This is a genomic window from Dyella halodurans (assembly GCF_026283925.1).
Lineage (GTDB): Bacteria > Pseudomonadota > Gammaproteobacteria > Xanthomonadales > Rhodanobacteraceae > Dyella > Dyella halodurans.
Window position 1 is genome coordinate 97,097 of sequence record NZ_JAPDPF010000006.1, and the last position, 20,818, is coordinate 117,914.

Genomic DNA, 20,818 nt, shown 5'->3' on the forward strand with positions numbered 1-20,818 from the left:
ACTGCCGCGGTTTCCGTCTCAGTTCGGGCCAGTGCTGGCCAGCTCGATCCTTCGACACAGGCATTCATCGATGCTTTGGCCGCTAAAGGCGGCGAACCAATTTATAAGCTGCCTGTGCCGCAGGCTCGCGAGGTCCTGGAAGGCGCGCAGTCTGGCAACGTCCCCAAACTGCCAGTCGATAAGCAAGACCTCACCTTTAACGATGCCAGCGCCGGCCCTGTATCCATCACCATCATTCGCCCGAAAGGCGTGACAGGCACATTGCCTGTGGTTCTCTATATCCATGGCGCTGGCTGGGTGTTGGGTAGCGAGAATACGCACGATCGATTGGTACGCCAACTCGCCAATGGCGCGCGCGCCGCCGTCGTTTTCGTTAACTATTCGCGTGCGCCGGAATCGAAGTTCCCAGTCCAGAACGAACAGTCGTACGCAGCCGCCAGGTGGGTTGTCGAGCATGGCAAGCAGCACGGCATTGACGGCCAGAACATGGCGATCGCCGGTGATAGCGTAGGTGGCAATATGAGCGCCGCGGTAACTTTGATGGCCAAGGAACTTGCTGGCCCGAAGTTTGTCTACCAAGTGCTGTTCTATCCGGTTACAGATGCGAACTTTAAGAATGGTTCCTACCGTGAGTTCGCCAATGGCCCTTGGCTTACGCTACCCGCAATGCAATGGTTCTGGAACGCCTACGTCCCTGACGAGGCCGCCCGAATGAACCCTCTGGTGACCCCGCTGAATGCGACGTTTGAACAGCTTAAGGGGCTACCACCGGCGCTCGTTATCACTGGTGAAAACGATGTGCTCCGAGATGAGGGCGAAGCCTACGCGCACAGGCTGATCGCAGCTGGTGTTGATGTGACAGCGACCCGCTACCTCGGCACCATCCACGACTTCGTAATGCTCGATGCGTTGGGCGACACACCGGCAGCGAAGGCTGCAGTGGCTCAGGCCAACGAGAAGCTTCACGCGGCTCTCTATCCTCGCAGCTAGTAATTTTCGACCAGCTGGCGCCCCATAGCTTTGAGCGCCGGCAATGTGCTATCGCCGCACTCGAAGCGACATTGGAGACAACTGATCTCGTTTACGAAGGGCACGTTGGTGCGTGCTCGGACAGGCGAATTCAATCGCCCCGTGTCACGAGTCCTACCACGGTCCATGAAGTATGAAGAAGTCAACCTACGACGAACGCCGCGAGCTTGGCGCCTTCCTTTCCGTTCGACGTGCACAACTTCGACCTAACGAGTTCGGGCTTCCCGGTGGAACCAGGCGCACTCCTGGTCTGCGACGAGAGGAGGTTGCGGTTCTAGCAGGGGTGAGCGTGAGCTGGTACACCTGGCTTGAGCAAGGCCGAGATATCCAGGTATCGGACAACGCACTTGGTCGCATTTCCCGAGTATTGAGACTCAACGACATCGAAACGGCTTACTTGTCTTCGTTGTCATCGCGCGCTGCTCCCCAGGTCAAAAGCAGCAAGAAACTGAGCGATGGCTTGAGGATGCTTGTTGATGCCATGAACCCCATCCCTGCGTATGTTCGAAATCCTCAGCTGGATATTCTCGCGTGGAATAGTGCCATGGCTGATCTATTGGTCGACTACGGCTCTCTGGAGCCGTTTGAGCGCAACCTGCTGCGCCTTCTGTTTTTGTACTCCCCTTATAGGACGCTCATTCTCGATTGGGAACAGATGGCTCGCGGCATGATCTCAGCGTTCCGAACTGCTCGCGCAAAGGCGCATGACAAGACGCCCTTCGACAGGCTCGTCGCGGAATTGATCGACCTAAGTGACGAGTTTCGTGAGTGGTGGCCCGATACCCAGGTGCGAGGTTTCAACGAGGGTAGTAATCGTCTGATGCACCCGACCAAAGGGCTGACAGAGTTTATTTACATTGCGCTAACGCCCGCGGGACGCCCGGACCTTTCACTGGTCAGTTACGTCCTCCAGAGCTCTGCCTATGACTCCCGGTCATAGGATAACAAGACGCCTTCTTGGCCTTAACCAGATCACCATAATGGGTTTCGCACAGCGATCCACTGGAGATTGGACTCCAACGGGGGACGCTGCCGCCACCCCTCATGGAGTCTGCTATGACCAACAACGCGTACAATCCCGCGATCGTGTACGTCGACGGCGGCGTTTCCCGTAATCCCGCGAATGACGAGTTGATTGCGACCTACCCGTATCAGACCTCCGACGATGTCGAACGGATGCTTGATGCGAACTCGGCCGCCTTCCGAATGTGGCGTGCCACGCCCATGAGCGAGCGCGTCATCGTTTATCGTCGTCTGGCGACAGTGCTTCGCGATCGCACGGAGCGCCTCGCTTCGGTCATCACCGCTGAGATGGGTAAGCCCATCGTTGCTGCCCGCGCCGAGGTCGAAAAATGCGCCGCAACGATCGATTGGATTGCTGCAAACGGCCCCGCGATTCTTGCCGATGAGCCTGTGCCGGTAGACGCAAATGATCAGGTGCATGTTTCCTACCTGCCGATAGGCTCGATTCTCGCCGTCATGCCGTGGAACTTTCCACTCTGGCAGGTCGTCCGTGCGTCTGGACCAATCATGCTCTCTGGTAACGGCTTCATCCTTAAGCATGCCCCAAATGTGATGGGCGCGGCGTATGCGCTGGAAGAGGCTTATGAGGCCGCCGGCTTTCCCAAGGGCCTCTTCGCGAACCTGAATTCTGACAATGCTACGGTCGCGCACGTCATCGAGGATTCCCGTGTCGCCGCGGTGACTTTGACCGGCAGCATGCGCGCGGGCGCTGCCGTCGCGTCGACTGCCGCAAGGGCACTTAAGAAGAGCTTGCTTGAGCTCGGCGGCAGCGATGCGTTCATCGTCTTAGCTGATGCAAATATTGAACTTGCCGTTGAAGCGGCAATCCATGCCCGCTTCCAGAATTCGGGGCAAGTATGCCTGGCGGCAAAACGTTTCATCCTTGAGCGTCCAATAGCCGACCAGTTCACTCGCAAATTCGTGGAAGCAGCAAGAACCCTGAAGATCGGCGATCCCACGGATACATCAACCCAAATCGGCCCGATGGCGCGCAAGGATCTGCGTGACGAGCTGCATGACCAAGTCGAACGGAGCCTCGCCGAAGGTGCAACGCTCCTCCTTGGCGGCAAAAAGGTGCCTGGAGCTGGCAACTTCTATGAACCGACTGTGCTGGGTGACGTCGCTCCAGGTATGACTGCCTTCGATGAAGAAACGTTTGGACCGGTCGCAGCCATCGCGATAGCTGATGACCTGGAACACGCCATCGAGTTGGCAAACACGAGCGATTACGGTCTTGGGGGGAACCTGTGGACCTCGGATACCGAACGAGCGCAGCGTATCGCTCGTCGCCTGGATACGGGCGGGGTATTTATCAATGGCTTTAGCGCTTCGAATCCGCGGATTCCAGTCGGCGGGGTGAAGAAAAGTGGTTACGGGCGCGAGCTTTCGCACTTTGGCCTGCGCGAGTTCACTAACGCCCAGGCTGTATGGATAAGGACGGTCGACTAGCCGAGCGCGCCTGATCCGCATTTCCGCGCTATCCCGTCCCATTACCCCATCGCTAATTCTTTAGAGGAGTGCTTGTTATGGCCGGCTCGACCAGCCTCGTGTTGCAGCCTGTGACCATCGGAGACCTGCAACTGAGCAATCGAATAGTCATGGCTCCGATGACACGCAGCCGGGCAGATGATGCCGGCGTCATACCCGAATACGCAGCTGACTATTACGGGCAGCGTGCGCAGGCCGGGCTTATCGTTACCGAAGCTACCAATATCTCGGCTCAGGGTCGCGGCTATCCGCGCACGCCCGGCATCTGGTCAGATGAGCAGGTAACCGCATGGCGCAGAGTCACCACGGCCGTGCACCAGCGTGGAGGAAAGATCTTTCTACAGCTCTGGCACACAGGTCGGATGTCCCACCCTGATATGCATGGCGGCGCGCTCCCCGTCGCACCATCAGCTATCCGCCCACTGGGCCAGATCCGTGTCGGTGATGGCATGAAGGATTTTGTCACGCCGCGGGCATTGGAGACCGACGAGATACCACGGATCGTCGAGGACTACCGCCGCGCTGCGGATAAGGCCAAGAGGGCCGGATTTGACGGTGTGGAAGTTCATTCCGCCAACAACTATCTTCTCGAGCAGTTCGTCCGCGACAGCACCAACCGCCGCGGAGATCAATACGGCGGCACGCTCAGCAATCGGCTGCGGTTTCCGCTGGACGTCGTGCGTGCAGTCATTGACGTTTGGGGCGCAAAGCGAGTTGGTATCCGCATATCGCCGGTGACAACCACACCTGGCGAAACTCCGCTCGATAGCCACACAGAAAACACCTTTGCAAGCTACATCGACGAGCTCTCCAAGCTCGGCCTTCTCTACGTGCACGGCATCGAAGGAATTACCCAACAGAGTCGCGATACGCCAGCCAGCTTGAATATCGCAGCACTCCGCCGGCGCTTCGCTGGTGCTTACATCGCAAACAACCAATATACCCTCGAACTAGCGGAAAAGGCGCTGGCTGCCGGTGATGCGGATTTGTTTAGTTTCGGCCGCCCCTTCATCGCCAATCCTGACTTTGTGGAGCGACTTCGGGTCGGCGCGCCCTTGGCCGATGCACCAAAGCAATATTGGTATGGCGGCGATGCCACGGGCTATTCCGATTGGCCACCCATGGTTGCGCTTCGCGGTAATCAGCGCTCGGAGCCTCTGGTTAATCAACAATAGGGGCCAAGCGATGCGCTTCGCTTCACAAGTGGTCCAGGCGATTCCTTTTCGCACGGCCATGTTTGTAGCCCGCTGTGCGGGAGCTGCTGCGACAGCCTATGAACTGGCTGTCTCACTTGGCTTGACCGAAGCTTCCTGGGCTGCAGTGTCGGCAGTAATCGTGTCTCAGGAAGAGCTCCGCGAGACTCAGTCGTCACTGGTGGGGCGGGTAATAGGCACGCTGGTTGGCATTGTAGTGACGATCCTCGTTCGCCAAGTGACCATGATTTTCACCGTGTCCGTTGGACTCCAGATGGGGCTAGCGATCGCCGTCTGTGCGCTGATCGCCCAGCGATTTCCTCTGCTTCGCGTTGCAATGTGGACGTGCCCGATCCTGCTTCTACCGTCAGATCCCGTGGTGCCCATTACTGCGATCGCGGTGCTGCGTGGAGGCGAGGTTGTCTTGGGCACAGGGGTCGGCTGGTCGTTTCATTGGGTCGAGGCGTACTTCTTAAGTGAAGCGGCACAGAATGACCGACCTCTCCGCTAAGGCTGTCATTGCCGCCCCTCCCTCGTGGCGCAGAAGAGGACACATCCGTTCCGCCTTGCGATCACCAAAGCGTGGTCTTTCTACAACGTGCGCCGCTACCAGGCTCGAGATCGAACGGACTTCTGTGTGCGTATGAACGGTACGCAAGGCCGCACCGTTCCATAAAGCGATGTTCAGCACACCGCAATTGTTCACCTTCCCGCCCCAACGGGAGCGCACCGGCTCTTTGCTACGAAGCTCCGTTTTTTTGTTTCACTCTGTAGGCGAGTGGCCTGCTTACTAAAACAACCAAGGAAAACGCCATGAAAGTTCTCATTGTTTTGACCTCTCACGATCAACTGGGTAACACCGGCCGCAAGACGGGCTTTTGGCTCGAAGAACTAGCTGCGCCGTACTACACCTTCAAGGACGCAGGCGTCGAAGTAGTTATGGCCTCGCCTAAGGGCGGCCAGCCTCCGCTGGACCCCAAGAGCAACGAACCGTCTTTCCGCACCGCCCTTACCCATCGTTTCGAAGCCGATGTCGCGGCCAATGCTCAACTGGCGAACACCGTTCGCCTCGATAGCGTCTCGCAGGCGGATTTCGACACCGTATTTTATCCGGGCGGCCACGGCCCACTCTGGGACCTCGCCGAAGATGCCCATTCGATCGCACTGATCGAGTCCTTCATCGAGGCTGGCAAGCCGGTCGCGCTCGTCTGTCATGCGCCGGGCGTGCTTCGCCACGTCAAGGCGGCAAATGGCAAGCCGCTGGTTGAAGGCAAGCAGGTCACCGGCTTTACCAATAGCGAGGAGGAGGGCGTTGGTCTAACAAAGATTGTTCCCTTTCTGGTCGAAGACGAACTCAAGGCAAAGGGTGGCCTGTATTCCAAGGGTCCGGACTGGGGCTCGTATGTGGTCACCGATGGCCTGCTGATCACGGGCCAGAACCCGGCGTCGTCGTCGGAAGCGGCGACGGTGCTGATGGAACGACTTTCCGCCTGATCGAATCGCTTCTTTGAATCCAACTATCACCAGCCCATCGATTGCTCGATTTTCTTGGGAGAAACACATGAAGAGCTTATTCAGCCGCACCCGCATCGCTGCCGCGCTGGCCATAAGTCTGTCCGCTTTCGGCGCCCACGCGACACCTTCTCAACCGATCAAGAATATCGTGCTGGTGCATGGCTTCTTCGCGGACGGTTCTGGCTGGAAAGCTGTGTCGGACATCCTTATGAAAGACGGCTACAACGTAGCTGTCGTTCAACAACCGGAGACCTCGCTCGCGGATGACGTAAAAGCTACGCTCGGCGTGCTTCACATGCAGGACGGTCCGGCCATCCTTGTGGGCCACAGCTACGGCGGCGCCGTAATCACGGAAGCTGGCAACGATCCTCAGGTGGCGGGCCTCGTTTACATCGCCGCGTACCAGCCCGATGACGGTGAGAGTCTGGCAACCCTCACGGAAAAGTTTCCCGGCGCCACCAAAGCGATTAAGAAAACCGCAGACGACTTTCTTTACATCGACCCCGCCCAATTGCATGCGGACTTCGCCGCCGACGTTCCTGCTGCCATCACGCGCTTCATGGGCATCTCGCAGGTGATGCCATCCGTGCATGCCTTTACTGACCCTGTGTCTAAGGCAGCGTGGAAGGTCAAACCCAGCTGGTCGCTGGTCGCCAAGTCCGATCGCACGGTCAACCCGGAGCTTGAACGCTTTATGGCCAAGCGCGCCGGCAGCACCACGATCGGCGTGGACTCAAGCCATGCCGCATTCCTTTCGCATCCGAAAGAGGTGGCGAAGCTGATTGAGCAGGCTGCGGTAGGTTCATCGAAATAACGACCTTACGTCCCTTGCGGTACGGGTCGTCGAAATGACGACCCACTGCCCCGACATGAAGACAAAGGCACTTCCATGAGCAAGGAAACCGCAGGAAAGGTCATCCTCGTTACCGGCGCGAGTACCGTCATCGGTGCGAGAAGGCATCACTCCTCGCTCTGGAAGCTGGCATTTTGACTACAAGGTCTTTTCTAGGTACCCATTCAGCACGAGGACGAAACCTGCATGCGAACAAAGCGCTTCAGCCAGATCGACGTCTTTTCTGGCGAACTCTTCATGGGCAATCCAGTTGCCGTGGTACATGGCGCAGATGACTTTTCCGACGAGGACATGGCAGCTCTTGCACGCTGGACCAACCTTAGTGAAACCTGCTTTCTTTTGGAGCCGAACGACCCGCGTGCTGATTATCGCGTCCGATTCTTCTCTTCGCTGCGCGAAATGCCATTTGCCGGCCACCCCACGCTCGGTACGTGTCATGCCTGGTTGTCGGCTGGTGGTGTGCCCCGCGATACGCAAGTGATGCAGGAATGCGCCATCGGGCTCGTTCCTATACGCATCTCAGAGCGCGACTTGGCATTTGAGGCACCTTCATTCGTGCGTTCTGGTGCCGCCGACGGGGCATTGGTAGAGCGCATTCTCATCGCCTTTGGTTTGCAAAGGAGCGAGGTCCTGCACGCCGAGTGGGTTGATAACGGGGCTGGATGGTTGGCGCTCATGTTGAACGATGACGCACGGCTTCTCGCGCTGAAGCCGGACCTCGCTTCGCTGCACGCACTTCCGATTGGGTTAATTGCGCCATCGCGAGGCGATGCGGCTTACGAAGTGCGTGCTTTCGTGGGAGGCGATGCGATGCCGGAGGATCCTGCCACCGGAAGTCTCAACGCAGGGATCGCCCGTTGGCTGATCGAGACTGGCATGGCACCGGCATCGTTCACCATTGCCCAAGGCACTGCCATGGGGAGAAAAGGGCGCATCCACGTACAAGCGTCAGAGGGACGGATTTGGGTTGGAGGAGCTTGCGTCACGCGGGTAGATGGCGTTCTGCACGCGTGATCATGCTCTTACCTGGTGCTGGAGGGATGGATCGGAGCTTGGTCCACCTACAGGCTTTCCGGGTAGGCAATGTCCGCTTTCGACTGCCGTTTTAACCGGTCAACGTAAGACTTTGATCAATTCGCTGAGGGTTTCTTGGGCAGCGCTGCGAGTTGTCTACGGGCTGGCGGGACACTTTATGCTTTATTTCAACCGTAAAGTGTCCCAAACGGACAATTTATGCTTTAGAGAGCAACAACTGTTCGTTAAAGGACAATTTTTCGCGCCGGTTAAAGGAAAGTCTTTCACTTCTTTGCAAATAGAGGTGGTGGCGATAGCTGGCACCCGAAGAGGAACTCCCCCGGTCGAATTGCTATATCGCCAAACGGCCCAGTATTGGCGCCTCAGTGGACTCTGAGTGCAAGTCCCGCTCTCGCGGCCAGCGATCTGGTCGCCGTGACATAGTCACTGAGGACGTGGCCGAATACCTATTATCGGTCGGAAGCGGACCCTTTCCCTAATCTCGGTGCGAACACTCAATGCCGGTGCACGGTCAACTTTCGTCTGGCGTAACCACGCGTATTGGGCGGGTTCCGATCTTTGCACCTGTGGCCTCATCCACAGCCACCGCCTTGATGTCGGTTCCCGTCTCCGCGTCGAGAAAACGGGTCAGCTTGCCTCCACTGCGGTACTGGCGTCCCCACGCGCCAATCATAAAGAGCACCGGCAGGAAATCCCGACCGGCATCCGTCAGCAGATATTCCTCACGGGGGGGATGCTCGGAGTAGCGGCGCTTCTCCAACAGTCCCTCCTCGGTCAGCGTGCCTAACCGCTGAGTCAGCATCGTCGGTGCAATGCCTAGACTCTTACGGAACTGGTCAAAGCGCGTGAGACCGGCGTGGGCGTCTCGCAGGATCAAGATGCTCCACCGGTCCCCCGCAAAAGCCAGGCTGCGCGCAATCGGGCAAGGCTCATTGCAAAGATCTTCGCTGTTCATATCAAATCGATAGTGACTTACTTCGGAATCGATAGTATAGTCGATACGAAATCAGTAGTAACTATCGAAGACAAGTGCATTTTTCCCGGCGGAGCTTTGAATCATGAGCAAGAGCGGTATGGGCGTTGCCTTGGTCACCGGGGCATCTTCAGGTATCGGCGAAGCCACGGCGGACCTACTCGCCAAGGCGGGCTACAGGGTCTTCGGCACCAGCAGGAGACCGGCCTCTTCGGCGAATGAACGGTTCGAGATGTTGACCCTTGACGTCACCCTCGACGCTTCCGTCGGAGCACTCGTTGAGAAAGTCATCCAACGCGTCGGCCGCATCGATGTGCTCGTTAACAACGCCGGCTTCGGGGTTGCTCCGGCGGGCGCGGAAGAAAGCTCCATCGAGCAGGCCCAGGCGATATTCGATACCAACTTCATGGGTATGGTCCGAATGACGCGCGCAGTCGTCCCCTACATGCGACAGCAGGGTAGCGGCCGAATCATCAACATCGGTTCTGTGCTCGGCTTCTTGCCAATGCCCTACATGGCTTTGTATTCGGCCACGAAACACGCCGTTGCAGGCTATTCGGAAGCACTCGACCATGAACTGCGCACTATGGGCATTCGCGTCTCCGTGGTCGAGCCGGCCTACATCAATACGTCGTTCGATGCGAATTTGATCAAGCCCGACGCACCACTCGACGTGTACGGCGCCATTCGCTCAGGCGTGGAGAGGCGGGTGAAGGAAGTGCTCACTGGCGCGGACGGCCCTGATGTCGTAGCCAAGATGGTGACAAGCGCGGCCATGTCACGCCACCCGAAGATGCGTTATGCACCGGGACTGGCTCGTCGCATGCGATTCCTCCGGCGATTCGCGCCAGCTAGCGTGCTGGATGCGGGAGTGCGGAAAGACCTGCGGCTCTAGGCGTGGGCAAGCGCCGTCGATTGATACATCCAGGAGAGAAAGAAGGATCATGAAGGCATTCATCATTGATCGGTACAGCAAGAAAGTTCCAATGCGGCTTGTCGAAGTGCAGGAGCCGGAACTTCAGAACGATGACGTGCTGATCGAGGTTCACGCCGCAAGCGTGAACCTGCTCGATTCCAAGATCAAAAGCGGCGAGTTCAAGCTGATCCTGCCCTACAAGCTACCGCTCGTTCTAGGCCATGATGTTGCCGGCGTCGTGATTCGAGTGGGATCGCGTGTTCGCCAATTCAAGGTAGGCGACGAGGTCTATGCTCGCCCGCCTGACCACCGCATTGGCACGTTTGCGCAGCTCATCGCAGTGAATGAGAACGACGTCGCGCCTAAACCCACCAACATCACTATGGCCGAAGCGGCGGCGATTCCTTTGGTTGGCTTGACAGCATGGCAAGCTTTGGTCGAACGAGCTCATCTCAAGAAGACGCAGAAGGTCTTTATCCAGGCAGGATCCGGCGGTGTTGGCAGCTTCGCCATTCAGCTGGCCAAGCACATCGGAGCTACCGTGGCCACGACCACGAGCACCGCCAACATCGACTGGGTGAAACGCCTCGGGGCAGACATTGTCGTCGACTACAAGAAGGATGATTTCGAAAAAGTACTGAAGGACTTCGACGTTGTCCTGCACAGCCAGGATGCAGTGGCGCTGGAGAAATCCCTTCGTGTGCTGAAACCGGGAGGAACCCTCATATCAATTTCCGGGCCGCCCGACCCGGAGTTCGCCAAAGGTATCGGAGCCCCCTGGTTCGTCGGCCTCATCTTCCGCCTGTTGAGTTCCAAGGTACGCAAAGAGGCGATCCGTCAAAATCTGAACTACTCGTTTCTCTTCATGCAGTCCCATGGGCAGCAGCTACGGGAGATCACCCGATTGATCGAGGCCGGCGCTGTTCGCCCCGTCGTCGATCGAGCTTTTCCGTTCGTATCAGCGAATGAAGCGCTCGCCTATGTCGAAGCGGGCCGCTCGAAGGGAAAGGTAGTCCTCAATCTCCGGTAACTCAATCTCCTGGAACGACCGGCGACTACGCTTTTGTGGTGCCACCGGTGTCCCGAACCGACATTCGAGCTCCGGTAATCGCGGCGGGATGTCGAACGACCTGAAGCCATTCAAGGAACAGCATGCTTTTTGAACCACTAAAGACGCCGACCATCCAGCTCGGCAACCGAGCCGTGATGGCACCCATGACACGCAGTCGTGCCGTCGACGCCAACACGCCCAATACGCTGATGGCGGAGTACTACGCTCAGCGTGCTTCTGCGGGCCTGATTGTTGCCGAGGGCACGTCACCGTCACCCAACGGCCTGGGCTATCCGCGAATTCCCGGACTCTTCAATGATGCGCACGTACGTGGATGGAGAGCCGTCACCGACGCAGTTCACGCCAAGGGCGGCAAAATCTTCGTGCAGCTGATGCACACCGGCCGCGTGACTCAGCTGGCCAATCTTCCTGCGTGTGCGGAGGTGCTTGGACCCATGGCGGTGGCGTGCCCGGGTGAAATGTACACTGACTCGCACGGCATGCAGCCACACAGCGTGCCGCGTGCGATGACCACAGCCGACATCTCCCATGCGGTGGATGAGTATGCCAAGTCGGCGCAACTCGCGATCGAAGCAGGATTTGATGGGATCGAGCTGCATGCCGCGAACGGCTATCTGATCGAACAGTTCCTCAACGCCAATGTGAATCAACGCACTGATGCCTATGGCGGGAGCAGTGAGGGACGAAATCGATTCGCGCTCGAGATCGCCCGCGCTACCGCCGACGCAATCGGCCCCGACCGCGTCGGCATTCGGCTGTCGCCGTATGGCGTATTCAACAGCACAGGCGCCTTTTCCGACATTGAGGCGCAGTACGAAGCGCTCACACGGGAACTGTCGGCATTGGGCCTGCAGTACCTTCACCTGCTGGATCATTCTGCACTGGGTGCGCCGCCCGTGCCCGCCGAGCTGAAGTCTCGGCTTCGAGCCTCGTTCCAGGGTTTGTTCATCCTTGCAGGTGGCTTCGACCGCGCCAATGCCGAAAGCGAACTCGTGGCCGGGCGCGCAGATCTCATCGCCTTCGCCCGTCCGTACCTCGCTAATCCAGACCTAGTGGAGCGTATGCAGGCCGACGCGGCACTGAATACCGCCGACGTGGCGACGTTCTACACCCCTGGCCCTAAGGGCTACACCGACTATCCGGCACTTGGGCGCTAGTTTGTTTCAACGGTGACCGGTTCACAGGGAGTGACCGCTTCGGGTTGCGACTTCAGACGGTCGACGCAACACACTATACCTTTGGCCCTGGACGCCTTTGCAGCTGGGGGCCGGACTTTAGTACTCGCTCCGGCCCTTCCAGCGCTCTAGCGCCAGGTAGCCCCTAACCCCGAGATCAAGGAACGGCCTGCTAGGCAGGGAGCTGGGCGCGCCGAGCGCCATCATGTCCTTCACCAGAAGACTTGATTCACCGCTTGCGTACTCCGCAAGGAGTCGACCGGCAATGGTCTGTTTGACGACCCCGACGCCATTGCATCCGCCCGCGGCAAACACCTTTGGCGCTACTTGCCCCCACGCCGGCGCGCCATTCCTGGTGATGTTGATGGTTCCCGCCCAGAAGTGCTCCATTTTGGCGTCCGACAGTTCCGGGAAGCGCGCATCAAACACGCGCTTGTGCTCGCTTCGTACGCGATCCCGTACCGAGGCAGGAATGGCATAACCTGGCGCATAGTGGAAGTGTTGACGGATGAGGATACGGTGATCATGCGTATACCTCATCGTGGCCCCAACGAGGGCGTTCACGGGGGTGACCCCCCACTCCTCGGGGTCGCCAATCCTCATGCGTTGCGGCTTGCTTAGTGGCGAGGTCAACGTCGCGAAGCTCGCTATTGGAAACATTCTTTGCGTGTAGTAGCCGAATTTCGGAAGGAACACATTGGTGGCAAGCACGACCTTCTTCGCACGAACGATTCCCAAAGGCGTCTTGGCGACAAAGTACGTGCCTTCCTCCAGATCTAGAACGGGTGTGTTCTCAAAAAGCCGCACATTGGGCGGCAGCGAGTCGGCCAAGCCCCTGACGAGAGCTGCAGGATTCAGCAGGCCATCGCTAGGTGTGTAGATACCTGCGTGAAAGTAGCTGGTGCCCAGTCGATCGCGGAGCTGTTCGCGGTTAAGTACCTGATAGTCGATGCACTGCGACTTCAATTCATGTTCATAGACGCTCAACACCTTCTCAGCCAGCCTCGGTGACACGGCGCAGTGATACTTACCTTTGCGCGCCCATTGGCAATCAATGTTTTGCGTTTGCATAAGCTGCTCAAGCCAATCGGCGCCCGCCCTAAGCAATCGCTTGTAGTGCGCAGCCTGTTCCAACTCCTCCATTGAGCTGCCGACATTGTGCGGAACGTCGATAGCAAACCCCGAATTGCGTCCGGACGCTCCTTCTCCAATGGCTAACGCTTCAAGCAACACAACAGAGTTCTCTGGGCGCAGCTCGGCAAGGCGCCGGGCCGCTGCGAGACCGGCGTAGCCGGCACCCACGACGAGCCAATCGGCGCTGACATCGCCATTCAACGATGCCTTGGGTATCCGCGCCGGGAGGATAGCCGACCATCCATTGGTGTTGTCCTCAATCGGCAGAGCGTCAACCTTCATATTCAGTCCCTTAGGTGAGAGAGCGGCAAGCGGCGAGCCGCAGTGTTGCAGAGCGCATCAACGACCGCTGTCGTCGGAATCAGGCCTTGTGATCGCGAAGAAAACCCGCGCTTCGGACCCGAAGTACCTAACGGTGGTCCCTTTAGGTATATGGATGACATCCCCAGCCTCGGCTTCGACGACGTCACCATTCTCGATTCGGACCCCGAAGTGCCCGGAAAGAACGAGGATCAGCTCCTCGTAGTCGAGAGTCTTTGGCGGGGCACTTTCGCCGTTCCACGCGCAGTAACCCGCAAGAAGTCCACTTGTCTTCGGCGTACTAGCCCACGCCAGTTCGACTTGGTCGGCGCCCGAGTTTTCGCGAGCCGTGAAGTGCAGGTCGCCGCGGCGAGTAAGTGTCGGACTCATGATTCGCATGGCCTTCAGGCAAGGTTTCTCAGGGACGGCTGTTCACTATCAACTGTCTGGCCAAGGTCCTTCATGGCTCGCGCAGCCATCCAGTAGTGATAAGCGGCCCAGATGCCCGTAAAGGAGCAGCCGAGCAGCACGTAGCGGAGCGACTCTGATGGTTGCGCTACGTGAGCACCCACGACATCGGACAGCGCACCAATGAGTTGAGGTGCGATCGCCAGGTTGGCGATATTCGCGACAAACAAAAGAATCGCGCAGCCCTTTGCGCGCATCTCCGGAGGAAATCGGTTTTGAACGAGCGCCGAGGTGGGGCCGATGTAGATGTAGATGACGGGAACAAAGATCCAAAGCATCGCCGTTGCGACGCGGATATCGCTGACTAAGAACAGTGCCATGGATGGCACCGCGCCAATCATCGTCGTCCACGCAACAAATGATGGAACCCACCACTGGGGCCCCCTCTTTAGCCACGCCATAATGGCGATCGTGAGCAGCATGACGATGCCGCCCCCAATGCCATGCATCGGACCGAGCAAAGAGCCAGCCTGCCCAGTTGTCAGGGCGAAGGATCTGGTGAGAAATGCTGGCGTCCACCAAAGAATGCCCCAGCCCCAGAAGGTCACGATGGTCGCTCCGGCCATGATGTGTACCAAGGCCCTATCCGCGAGCATGAACCCAATAGTGTCTCTGAGCGTCGCACCCTCTCGGCGGTTATTGGATCCCGCGTCGTCCTGCCCCCTCTTTGGCTCGCGAATGAGCCAGCACAACGCTGCAAAGGGAAGGCCAGCCACACCAAAAATAATCAGTGCTTGTCGCCAGCCATAATGATCGTTGAGGTAGCCTGCACCCGATGCACCGAGGTAAGCGCCGACACTGGCCCCAAGGCCAAACACTGACAAGGCAAAGGCCCGGGACCGAGGCCCGAATTTGTCGGATAGCAGCGAATGACTAGGAGGCGTTGCTCCCGCTTCGCCAATGCCGACGCCAATCCTCATAAACAACATCATCCAGTACGTGACGGACAAGCCGCACAGGATGGTCATTACGGACCAGATGCCCACCGAGATCGCAACCATCTTCTTTCGGTTCGCGCGATCAGCGAGCACGCCAAGGGGAAGGCCTGCGGTAACGTAAAAGATGGCAAGCGAAACACCCGTCAAGAACCCGAGCGCCGAGTCGCTCAAGTGAAAATCGGCCTTAATAGGCTCCAGGAGCGTAGAAAGAACAAAGCGATCAGCGATATTGATCGCATAAATGATCGTCAGGGTAGACAACGCGAACCAAGCGTTGGACCTCCAGGCGAACCGGTGTTTAACTGGATCTGCGCGAGGGCGGTCCCGATGCCCAATCATCGAGAACTCCTCATTTGATCGCCCGCCTGCCTGTCGTGAAGGCAGCAGTTACCAACCCGCCCGTTGATGCGTGCGGGATCGAAGCTCTGAGTAAGTGGCGCCACGAATACAGTCACGGTTTCGCTGCATTGCGTCGGTCGAGCAAGTCCGCCACCGCGCGCAAGATCTGTGCCGCGGTTGCGCCGTCAAACCGCGACATGTCCTGCGAGAAGGCCTCGATCACCGGAAGCGCCGCCTCGAGATCCCCGTTTCGTGACGTTGTGACGAACGCATACAACTTCCTGAGACAGGGTGTGTGCGTAGGCGGATCGTCATGGAGCGCCCGACTAATGCTTGCACGGGAAAAGCCGGTAAGTTTGGAAAGACTGTTCTGGTTGAGAACTTGCTCGGCCATGTAAGCCCAAATCACCTCGCGCTTACGGCGCACCTCGGCTGCAATGACCTTATTGGACAGTCGGCCGGAGACGGGTTCTTTGCCTGGGGAATGCATAAGTCAATGCCTGTATGTCGGTCGCATATAACTAGAGATGAATCTCCGCAAAGGTGAGGTCTCCCGTTAGAGCACGCACTTCTTGGAGATCGTCTCGCTCAGATCCCAGTAGTCCTCGGTCACCTCGGGACCCTCTGTCGAAAAGGACACATCTCTGCGCACGCCGTCACGCTCCAGGACCAGGTGCACATCCTTGTCTAACAAAACATTGGTGGCGCTATGGGCAATGCGGGGCGTGGCACCGGTGAAGCGGACGATTCGGTCACCGTTGGCCAGACCCGCCCGTCCGGCGTTCGAATCCGCCACGAGGCCATCAATCACGCGGGGCTCCGTGAGCAAACTGTCTTCGGAGAACCCGAGCACAGGTCGCGGGTGCTTTTCGGTGCGCTTGGTAAAGCACGGGCCAAAAGCGTCCGACGGCGGCTCGATCAATACACCGTTGAGCATGCGATTAAAGTCGTCTTCGCCCTCGGCGCCCAGTTCGGCTTTCACCAGTTCCCGCCACTTTCGTTCGTCATAGCCATGGCCGGTACGCCGGCTTTCCAGCATGGCGAGGACAAGGTCGTCCAATGAGCGGCGCCCGTTCGAGTGCTTTCGGATCGACGTATCGAGGTTGACGAAATATATAAAGCCGCGGTTGTAAGGCACGCCTTGGATGGAGCGGTCCGACCAGCGCCGCTTGCCAATTTCCGCAAATGGCAAGTCGACGAAGGGGCTGGTGTAGTACGCGTCCACCATAACGGCGATCTCTCGCGCCGCCGTCGGCAGATCTATTAAACCCTGCCGGAGGGGAATCCGAATCTTGTAGAACTCGGCTAGCCCTTCCCCGTACCAGGCATTGACGCCAGACTCACCGTCCAGCATCCCGATGAAGTGATGGACCATTTCGTGTGTGAACATGATCCGGCGGGATGCATCGCTCAGCTGGCCCACGCCGTACTCCAGCATGAATCCGGCTTTCGTCGCGCCGCCTCCATCGCGCGGCCGTGCGTACGGTCGCATCAGCAACGTGTATGACGAGATATTCGGTTGCTTGAAGAAGGTCTTTAGGGCGTCAAAGGCCTTTGCCGACCACGCCGACGCGGCTGCCACGTCGAAGCGCGGATTGCCGATCCAATAGGCCTTAAACAGGCTGCTCGATGGTGCATAGGCTTGTACATTTCCGGCAAGAAAGAAAAGCGTCTCAAACTCGTCGGGCGACTCCTGCCATTGCAGGTTGCCCTCACCTTGGGCGGTAACTCCTCGCGATCCCGCGGGAAGCGCAGAGAGGTCCCACGACCACGAGACGTCGACCTTCGCCGCTTCTTTTGTCGGCACCAGGAGAAAGGTGAACGGTGCGCCACCGAAGCCCCCATTGGTGCCACGAAGGTCATACGAAGGTCCTGGCTTCTTTGGCGCCATTGCATCGGCGACGTCGGCCACGTAGTGAAGGGTGATGGCGCCCCTCGGCGCACGCTTCGGTGTGAAGGTCCGCATTTCGACAGGGTAGCCCGGCGGTGCCTTGTCGACAGTTACGGTGAGTGAGAGTTCACCTTGGTCGTCGTGCGCAGAGACGTCCCCGTCCGTGTAGGGCTGACCCATTACGGTTGTCACCCGTGCCGGCACTTGGAACAACGGATGGCCCGCTTCCCCGCTCGCTCCCCGCACCACTTCGGTGATCTGGACGCGCTTAATATCGCCAGATTCCGCAATGGGCTTAAGAATCACATCAAGTTGAAGAGGCTCCGCGGCATGCACCGCGCCGACAACGAGGCCGCTCGCCACAGTGGCAAGCTGAAGATATTTCCGAATCACGTTCGACCCTCTCGGCCACCGCGGGCCGTTAGCCTTTCAAAAACTCACCTCCGCCGCGGTCCTTCGTGAAACGCGGGAGTCCTAGCGCATGCAGGCTACGCAATGGGGGGCGACTTTGAGATCGTCCCGATATACCTGCCCGCCCTTCATGACGAACTTCACGCGCTCGAGCTCGGTGATGTCCTCTAGGGGATTACCCGACACGGCGATGATGTCCGCGTAGCGGCCTGCTTGAACGCTACCGATACGGTCGGAGGCGCCAATCAAATCGGCGGAATTGCGTGTCGCCGCGAAGATGGCATCCATTGGCTTCATGCCCTCATGGACCATGACGGCAAACTCTCGAGCATTGCCATCGAACGGCAGCAGCCCGGCAACGTCGGTACCGAAGGCAATCTTGACGCCAGCCAGGTAGGCGTCGTGGAACATTTTGCGGATCACACCCGTGATCTTGGCCGCCTTTTCTGCCGGGCTCAGTCCGCCTTGTGGGGGAAGGTCTCTAGCCTTCTGTGCCACCAGCTCGGGGATGAGGACGGTAGGCACAAGGTAGGCACCATGCTCCTTGTACAGCTTGAAGCTTTCGGCGTCGCCGTACGTGCCATGCTCAATGGAATCGACGCCGAGACGCAACGACATATCAATCGCGCCCTTACCGTGTGCGTGGGCGGCTACCTTCATGCCGAGACTATGGGCCGTATCCACGACAGCCTTGATCTCGGCCTCGGTCATCATGGATGCGCGCGGATCGCTGGCGTCACCCGGATTTCCGACCGCGCCGCTGGGAAGGATCTTGATTAAGTCCGCACCCCGGCGCTTATGCTCACGAACTTGCTTGATGGCCTCTTCCGGGCCATCGATCACGCTCGCGCCCCAGTGATCGTTATGCCAGCTCGAATCAATGCCGTCAGCGGGATCCGTCGCGCCGCCAGATGGCCCGAGGTATTCGAGCGAGACCCACATGCGCGGACCAACGATGTCGCCACGCTCAATGGCGTGTTTGAGTGCTAAGTCCGTCCCGCCATCCGCACCCACATTGCGAATGGCCGTGAAGCCCCCGAGCAAGAGCTGGCGTACGGCCACGGTCCCATGAAGAGCATCTTCCATGTCATTGCCGGTCAGCCTCTCGGCGAAACCACCTCGACGATAGGTCACATGCGTATGGCTATCGATCAGCCCTGGAAGCACTGTCGCGTGCGACAGGTCAATGATTTCGGCCCCTTGGGGTGTAACGAAGCCTGGCTGCACCGCAGTGATGCGGTCGTTTGTCACCAAGATGCTCACGTTGTCGCGCGGCGCTGCATTAACACCATCGATGAGGTGACCCGCGTGGATGACGACGTCATTAGCCCATGCGGGCGCGGTCGCCCCTAAAAGCAAGCCGATTATTGCCAGACGCAGACTACGCATTTGATGACTCCTACTCGTTTGGTCGTCGGCAAACCGCGGCGTGGCTGCGGAATGCCGATGTATAGCTGTTGCGTTACCAAAAGCGTCTCAGACGCCACTATATGGGCTGGAAGTACGCCTTACAGATGTTCTGCGCACCGTTCGTCGGCTACCTCAGGAATGCGCTTCCATTGATAACCATCCACCGAATCGCCCTTGGCTGTCGAAAGCTTGGCGGCCACTCGTTTGAAGCAGGGCCCAAAGGCATCGGAAGCCGGAACGACCGTCTTGGTACCCTCAATGAGTGCCGCTCGGAAATCGGTCACTGCTTGCGGGCCAAGCTCCTTCGTGATCGCGGCCTCCCAGGCTTGCTGGTCGAAACGCGTTCCTTCTTGGCGACTATCAAAAATGGGCATCAGCAAGTCTTTGAGACCGCGCTTCCCATGGGACCGAGCCCGAATCTCAGAATCAAGGTTCGCAAAATACAGCGCGCCCCTCATATAGGGTGTGTGGCGGATGCTTTCATCGCCAAAGCCCACGTGCGCAATCTTGTCAGCCGACCAGTTTTTCGCCGGGCTCGTGTAATAGGCCTCGGCCTGGCTGTTGATCACCTTCTCGTAGATGTCGACGCTCTCGAGCTTTCCTTTGAGGGGAAGAATGGTCGTGAAATAGACGGTCAGGCCTTCGTTGAACCATGCATTCGCGCCGTCATCTCCTTCGATTTCGCCGACCCATTGATGCGTCATTTCATGGAACAGCGTTTCATGCATGTTGTCGATGTTCTTGCTCTTCGGGTCATCCTTGCCCATCGACAACATGAAGGAGTGGAAGAGTGCCGTTCCACCGCCGTTGGGCGGCGTGTCCAGAACGCGCATGAACACCCGATAGTTGGGTGACGGCTTCAAATAGCCAAAGTAGTCACCGAGATACTGATAGGCCTTGGCCGCCCAGGTCATTTCTGTGGTCATGTCGTACGGCGGCTTGCCCAACCAGTAGGCACCAAATGGCACACCACTCGGTGGCGCATAGTGTTGAGCAGGACCCGCCAAGTACCATCCGTTCCATAGGTCTTCCGCCCCACCGGCAAGGTCGAAGTCGCCATCACCAAAGGACGAAACGCCAAGGGAGCCGTTGGCGAGATCACTCAGATCCCACTTCACATGGGACGATGCGATCGTGGGATTGCCAGGAATGGCGATGAACCCCGCGCCGGCACCGCTCACCCCACCTGCAGCGGGTCGGATACCGAAGGCCGGGCCATTGGGACCGCCAGGCGGCTGCACGTTTGCCCTGTACACGACCGTAACCGGGTATTGCACCGCTCGCTGCGCAATCCAGTGCCGAAAATACGGAAACCCACCTGGCACGGCCTTATCGTCGACGACCGCAAGCGTAACGGCCCCTTTAGCATCCCGAACCTCCAACTTATCCATGCGATCGGCCACTCGCATGGCCCCCGGATAGACGACTGGCGCCGTGAGCTCGAAAGGCTTGGCACCCGCTGCTGCGACGTCACTAATCGTTTCCCGGACTTCAATGGCTCCCACTTCGCTCTGGCCGTTTCGTAGCGGCTTAAGCGTAACCTCAAACTTCCCGCCCGGCGCATTGGCGCTTGCTCCGTCGGCGGCGTATGCCATCGATGCAATGATGCAACCAGCAAGCAGAGTTGTGATTCCGGTCAACTTCATAACTAGCTC

The 20,818-nt window shown here is 58.5% G+C and carries 19 protein-coding genes; 11 read left to right on the top strand and 8 right to left on the bottom strand.

Annotation, left to right across the window (positions count from 1 at the left end; genetic code table 11):
• The first annotated feature begins 75 nt into the window (after window positions 1-75).
• The 8 genes from OUZ49_RS13065 to OUZ49_RS13100 all read left to right on the top strand — a co-directional run bounded on the left by OUZ49_RS13065 (window position 76) and on the right by OUZ49_RS13100 (window position 8,115).
• The gene (locus OUZ49_RS13065; RefSeq protein WP_266150892.1) at window positions 76-990 is read left to right on the top strand and encodes an alpha/beta hydrolase; all 915 of its coding nucleotides are present in this window, start codon (window positions 76-78) and stop codon (window positions 988-990) included.
• 172 nt (window positions 991-1,162) lie between these two features.
• Window positions 1,163-1,969, top strand: a complete 807-nt coding sequence (locus OUZ49_RS13070; RefSeq protein ID WP_266150893.1) for a helix-turn-helix transcriptional regulator — start codon at window positions 1,163-1,165, stop codon at window positions 1,967-1,969.
• Window positions 1,970-2,085: 116 nt separating this feature from the next.
• On the top strand, window positions 2,086-3,501 hold the full coding sequence (locus OUZ49_RS13075; RefSeq protein ID WP_266150894.1) for an NAD-dependent succinate-semialdehyde dehydrogenase: 1,416 nt from the start codon (window positions 2,086-2,088) through the stop codon (window positions 3,499-3,501).
• Window positions 3,502-3,578: 77 nt separating this feature from the next.
• The gene (locus OUZ49_RS13080) at window positions 3,579-4,715 is read left to right on the top strand and encodes an alkene reductase (protein ID WP_266150895.1); all 1,137 of its coding nucleotides are present in this window, start codon (window positions 3,579-3,581) and stop codon (window positions 4,713-4,715) included.
• A gap of 10 nt (window positions 4,716-4,725) precedes the next feature.
• The gene (locus OUZ49_RS13085) at window positions 4,726-5,244 is read left to right on the top strand and encodes an FUSC family protein (protein WP_266150896.1); all 519 of its coding nucleotides are present in this window, start codon (window positions 4,726-4,728) and stop codon (window positions 5,242-5,244) included.
• 302 nt (window positions 5,245-5,546) lie between these two features.
• The gene (locus OUZ49_RS13090; protein ID WP_266150898.1) at window positions 5,547-6,227 is read left to right on the top strand and encodes a type 1 glutamine amidotransferase domain-containing protein; all 681 of its coding nucleotides are present in this window, start codon (window positions 5,547-5,549) and stop codon (window positions 6,225-6,227) included.
• Window positions 6,228-6,294: 67 nt separating this feature from the next.
• The gene (locus OUZ49_RS13095; protein WP_266150900.1) at window positions 6,295-7,062 is read left to right on the top strand and encodes an alpha/beta hydrolase; all 768 of its coding nucleotides are present in this window, start codon (window positions 6,295-6,297) and stop codon (window positions 7,060-7,062) included.
• Window positions 7,063-7,287: 225 nt separating this feature from the next.
• Window positions 7,288-8,115 carry a PhzF family phenazine biosynthesis protein gene (locus OUZ49_RS13100; RefSeq protein WP_266150901.1) on the top strand — a complete coding sequence of 276 codons (828 nt, stop codon included), beginning with the start codon at window positions 7,288-7,290 and terminating at the stop codon, window positions 8,113-8,115.
• Between the two features lie 532 nt (window positions 8,116-8,647).
• On the opposite strand, the gene OUZ49_RS13105 is transcribed toward OUZ49_RS13100, so the two are convergent.
• Window positions 8,648-9,091, bottom strand: a complete 444-nt coding sequence (locus tag OUZ49_RS13105; protein WP_266150902.1) for a winged helix-turn-helix transcriptional regulator — start codon at window positions 9,089-9,091, stop codon at window positions 8,648-8,650.
• Window positions 9,092-9,194: 103 nt separating this feature from the next.
• On the opposite strand from OUZ49_RS13105, the gene OUZ49_RS13110 reads away from it, so the two are divergent.
• From OUZ49_RS13110 to OUZ49_RS13120, 3 genes are all read left to right on the top strand, one after another.
• Entirely contained in the window at window positions 9,195-10,004 is an 810-nt protein-coding gene (locus tag OUZ49_RS13110; RefSeq protein ID WP_266150904.1) for an oxidoreductase, read from the top strand.
• 49 nt (window positions 10,005-10,053) lie between these two features.
• Window positions 10,054-11,055 carry an NADP-dependent oxidoreductase gene (locus OUZ49_RS13115; RefSeq protein WP_266150905.1) on the top strand — a complete coding sequence of 334 codons (1,002 nt, stop codon included), beginning with the start codon at window positions 10,054-10,056 and terminating at the stop codon, window positions 11,053-11,055.
• A gap of 122 nt (window positions 11,056-11,177) precedes the next feature.
• A complete protein-coding gene (locus tag OUZ49_RS13120) occupies window positions 11,178-12,254 on the top strand; it encodes an alkene reductase (protein ID WP_266150906.1) in 1,077 nt (358 codons plus the stop codon).
• 117 nt (window positions 12,255-12,371) lie between these two features.
• Here OUZ49_RS13120 and OUZ49_RS13125 read toward each other — a convergent pair whose 3' ends face one another.
• The 7 genes from OUZ49_RS13125 to OUZ49_RS13155 all read right to left on the bottom strand — a co-directional run bounded on the left by OUZ49_RS13125 (window position 12,372) and on the right by OUZ49_RS13155 (window position 20,809).
• Entirely contained in the window at window positions 12,372-13,688 is a 1,317-nt protein-coding gene (locus tag OUZ49_RS13125; RefSeq protein ID WP_266150907.1) for an NAD(P)/FAD-dependent oxidoreductase, read from the bottom strand.
• A 57-nt stretch (window positions 13,689-13,745) separates the two neighbouring features.
• Window positions 13,746-14,096 (bottom strand): cupin domain-containing protein, encoded by a 351-nt coding sequence (locus OUZ49_RS13130; protein ID WP_266150908.1) that lies wholly within the window; start codon window positions 14,094-14,096, stop codon window positions 13,746-13,748.
• Window positions 14,097-14,110: 14 nt separating this feature from the next.
• Window positions 14,111-15,373, bottom strand: coding sequence for a spinster family MFS transporter (locus OUZ49_RS13135; RefSeq protein ID WP_266150909.1), 1,263 nt, complete (start codon window positions 15,371-15,373; stop codon window positions 14,111-14,113).
• Window positions 15,374-15,563: 190 nt separating this feature from the next.
• On the bottom strand, window positions 15,564-15,941 hold the full coding sequence (locus tag OUZ49_RS13140; RefSeq protein ID WP_266150910.1) for a hypothetical protein: 378 nt from the start codon (window positions 15,939-15,941) through the stop codon (window positions 15,564-15,566).
• A 66-nt stretch (window positions 15,942-16,007) separates the two neighbouring features.
• Entirely contained in the window at window positions 16,008-17,735 is a 1,728-nt protein-coding gene (locus OUZ49_RS13145; RefSeq protein ID WP_266150912.1) for a M61 metallopeptidase family protein, read from the bottom strand.
• Window positions 17,736-17,816: 81 nt separating this feature from the next.
• A complete protein-coding gene (locus OUZ49_RS13150; protein ID WP_266150914.1) occupies window positions 17,817-19,142 on the bottom strand; it encodes an amidohydrolase family protein in 1,326 nt (441 codons plus the stop codon).
• Between the two features lie 119 nt (window positions 19,143-19,261).
• Complete coding sequence (locus OUZ49_RS13155; protein ID WP_266150915.1) at window positions 19,262-20,809, bottom strand: gluzincin family metallopeptidase; 1,548 nt, start codon at window positions 20,807-20,809, stop codon at window positions 19,262-19,264.
• Between the last annotated feature and the right edge of the window lie 9 nt (window positions 20,810-20,818).

Coding starts and splice junctions, on each gene's coding strand:
- OUZ49_RS13070 (WP_266150893.1), top strand. CDS start 1,163: ATGAAGAAGTCAACCTACGACGAACGCCGCGAGCTTGGCGCCTTCCTT.
- OUZ49_RS13075 (WP_266150894.1), top strand. CDS start 2,086: ATGACCAACAACGCGTACAATCCCGCGATCGTGTACGTCGACGGCGGC.
- OUZ49_RS13080 (WP_266150895.1), top strand. CDS start 3,579: ATGGCCGGCTCGACCAGCCTCGTGTTGCAGCCTGTGACCATCGGAGAC.
- OUZ49_RS13085 (WP_266150896.1), top strand. CDS start 4,726: ATGCGCTTCGCTTCACAAGTGGTCCAGGCGATTCCTTTTCGCACGGCC.
- OUZ49_RS13090 (WP_266150898.1), top strand. CDS start 5,547: ATGAAAGTTCTCATTGTTTTGACCTCTCACGATCAACTGGGTAACACC.
- OUZ49_RS13095 (WP_266150900.1), top strand. CDS start 6,295: ATGAAGAGCTTATTCAGCCGCACCCGCATCGCTGCCGCGCTGGCCATA.
- OUZ49_RS13100 (WP_266150901.1), top strand. CDS start 7,288: ATGCGAACAAAGCGCTTCAGCCAGATCGACGTCTTTTCTGGCGAACTC.
- OUZ49_RS13105 (WP_266150902.1), bottom strand. CDS start 9,091: ATGAACAGCGAAGATCTTTGCAATGAGCCTTGCCCGATTGCGCGCAGC.
- OUZ49_RS13110 (WP_266150904.1), top strand. CDS start 9,195: ATGAGCAAGAGCGGTATGGGCGTTGCCTTGGTCACCGGGGCATCTTCA.
- OUZ49_RS13115 (WP_266150905.1), top strand. CDS start 10,054: ATGAAGGCATTCATCATTGATCGGTACAGCAAGAAAGTTCCAATGCGG.
- OUZ49_RS13120 (WP_266150906.1), top strand. CDS start 11,178: ATGCTTTTTGAACCACTAAAGACGCCGACCATCCAGCTCGGCAACCGA.
- OUZ49_RS13125 (WP_266150907.1), bottom strand. CDS start 13,688: ATGAAGGTTGACGCTCTGCCGATTGAGGACAACACCAATGGATGGTCG.
- OUZ49_RS13130 (WP_266150908.1), bottom strand. CDS start 14,096: ATGAGTCCGACACTTACTCGCCGCGGCGACCTGCACTTCACGGCTCGC.
- OUZ49_RS13140 (WP_266150910.1), bottom strand. CDS start 15,941: ATGCATTCCCCAGGCAAAGAACCCGTCTCCGGCCGACTGTCCAATAAG.
- OUZ49_RS13150 (WP_266150914.1), bottom strand. CDS start 19,142: ATGCGTAGTCTGCGTCTGGCAATAATCGGCTTGCTTTTAGGGGCGACC.
- OUZ49_RS13155 (WP_266150915.1), bottom strand. CDS start 20,809: ATGAAGTTGACCGGAATCACAACTCTGCTTGCTGGTTGCATCATTGCA.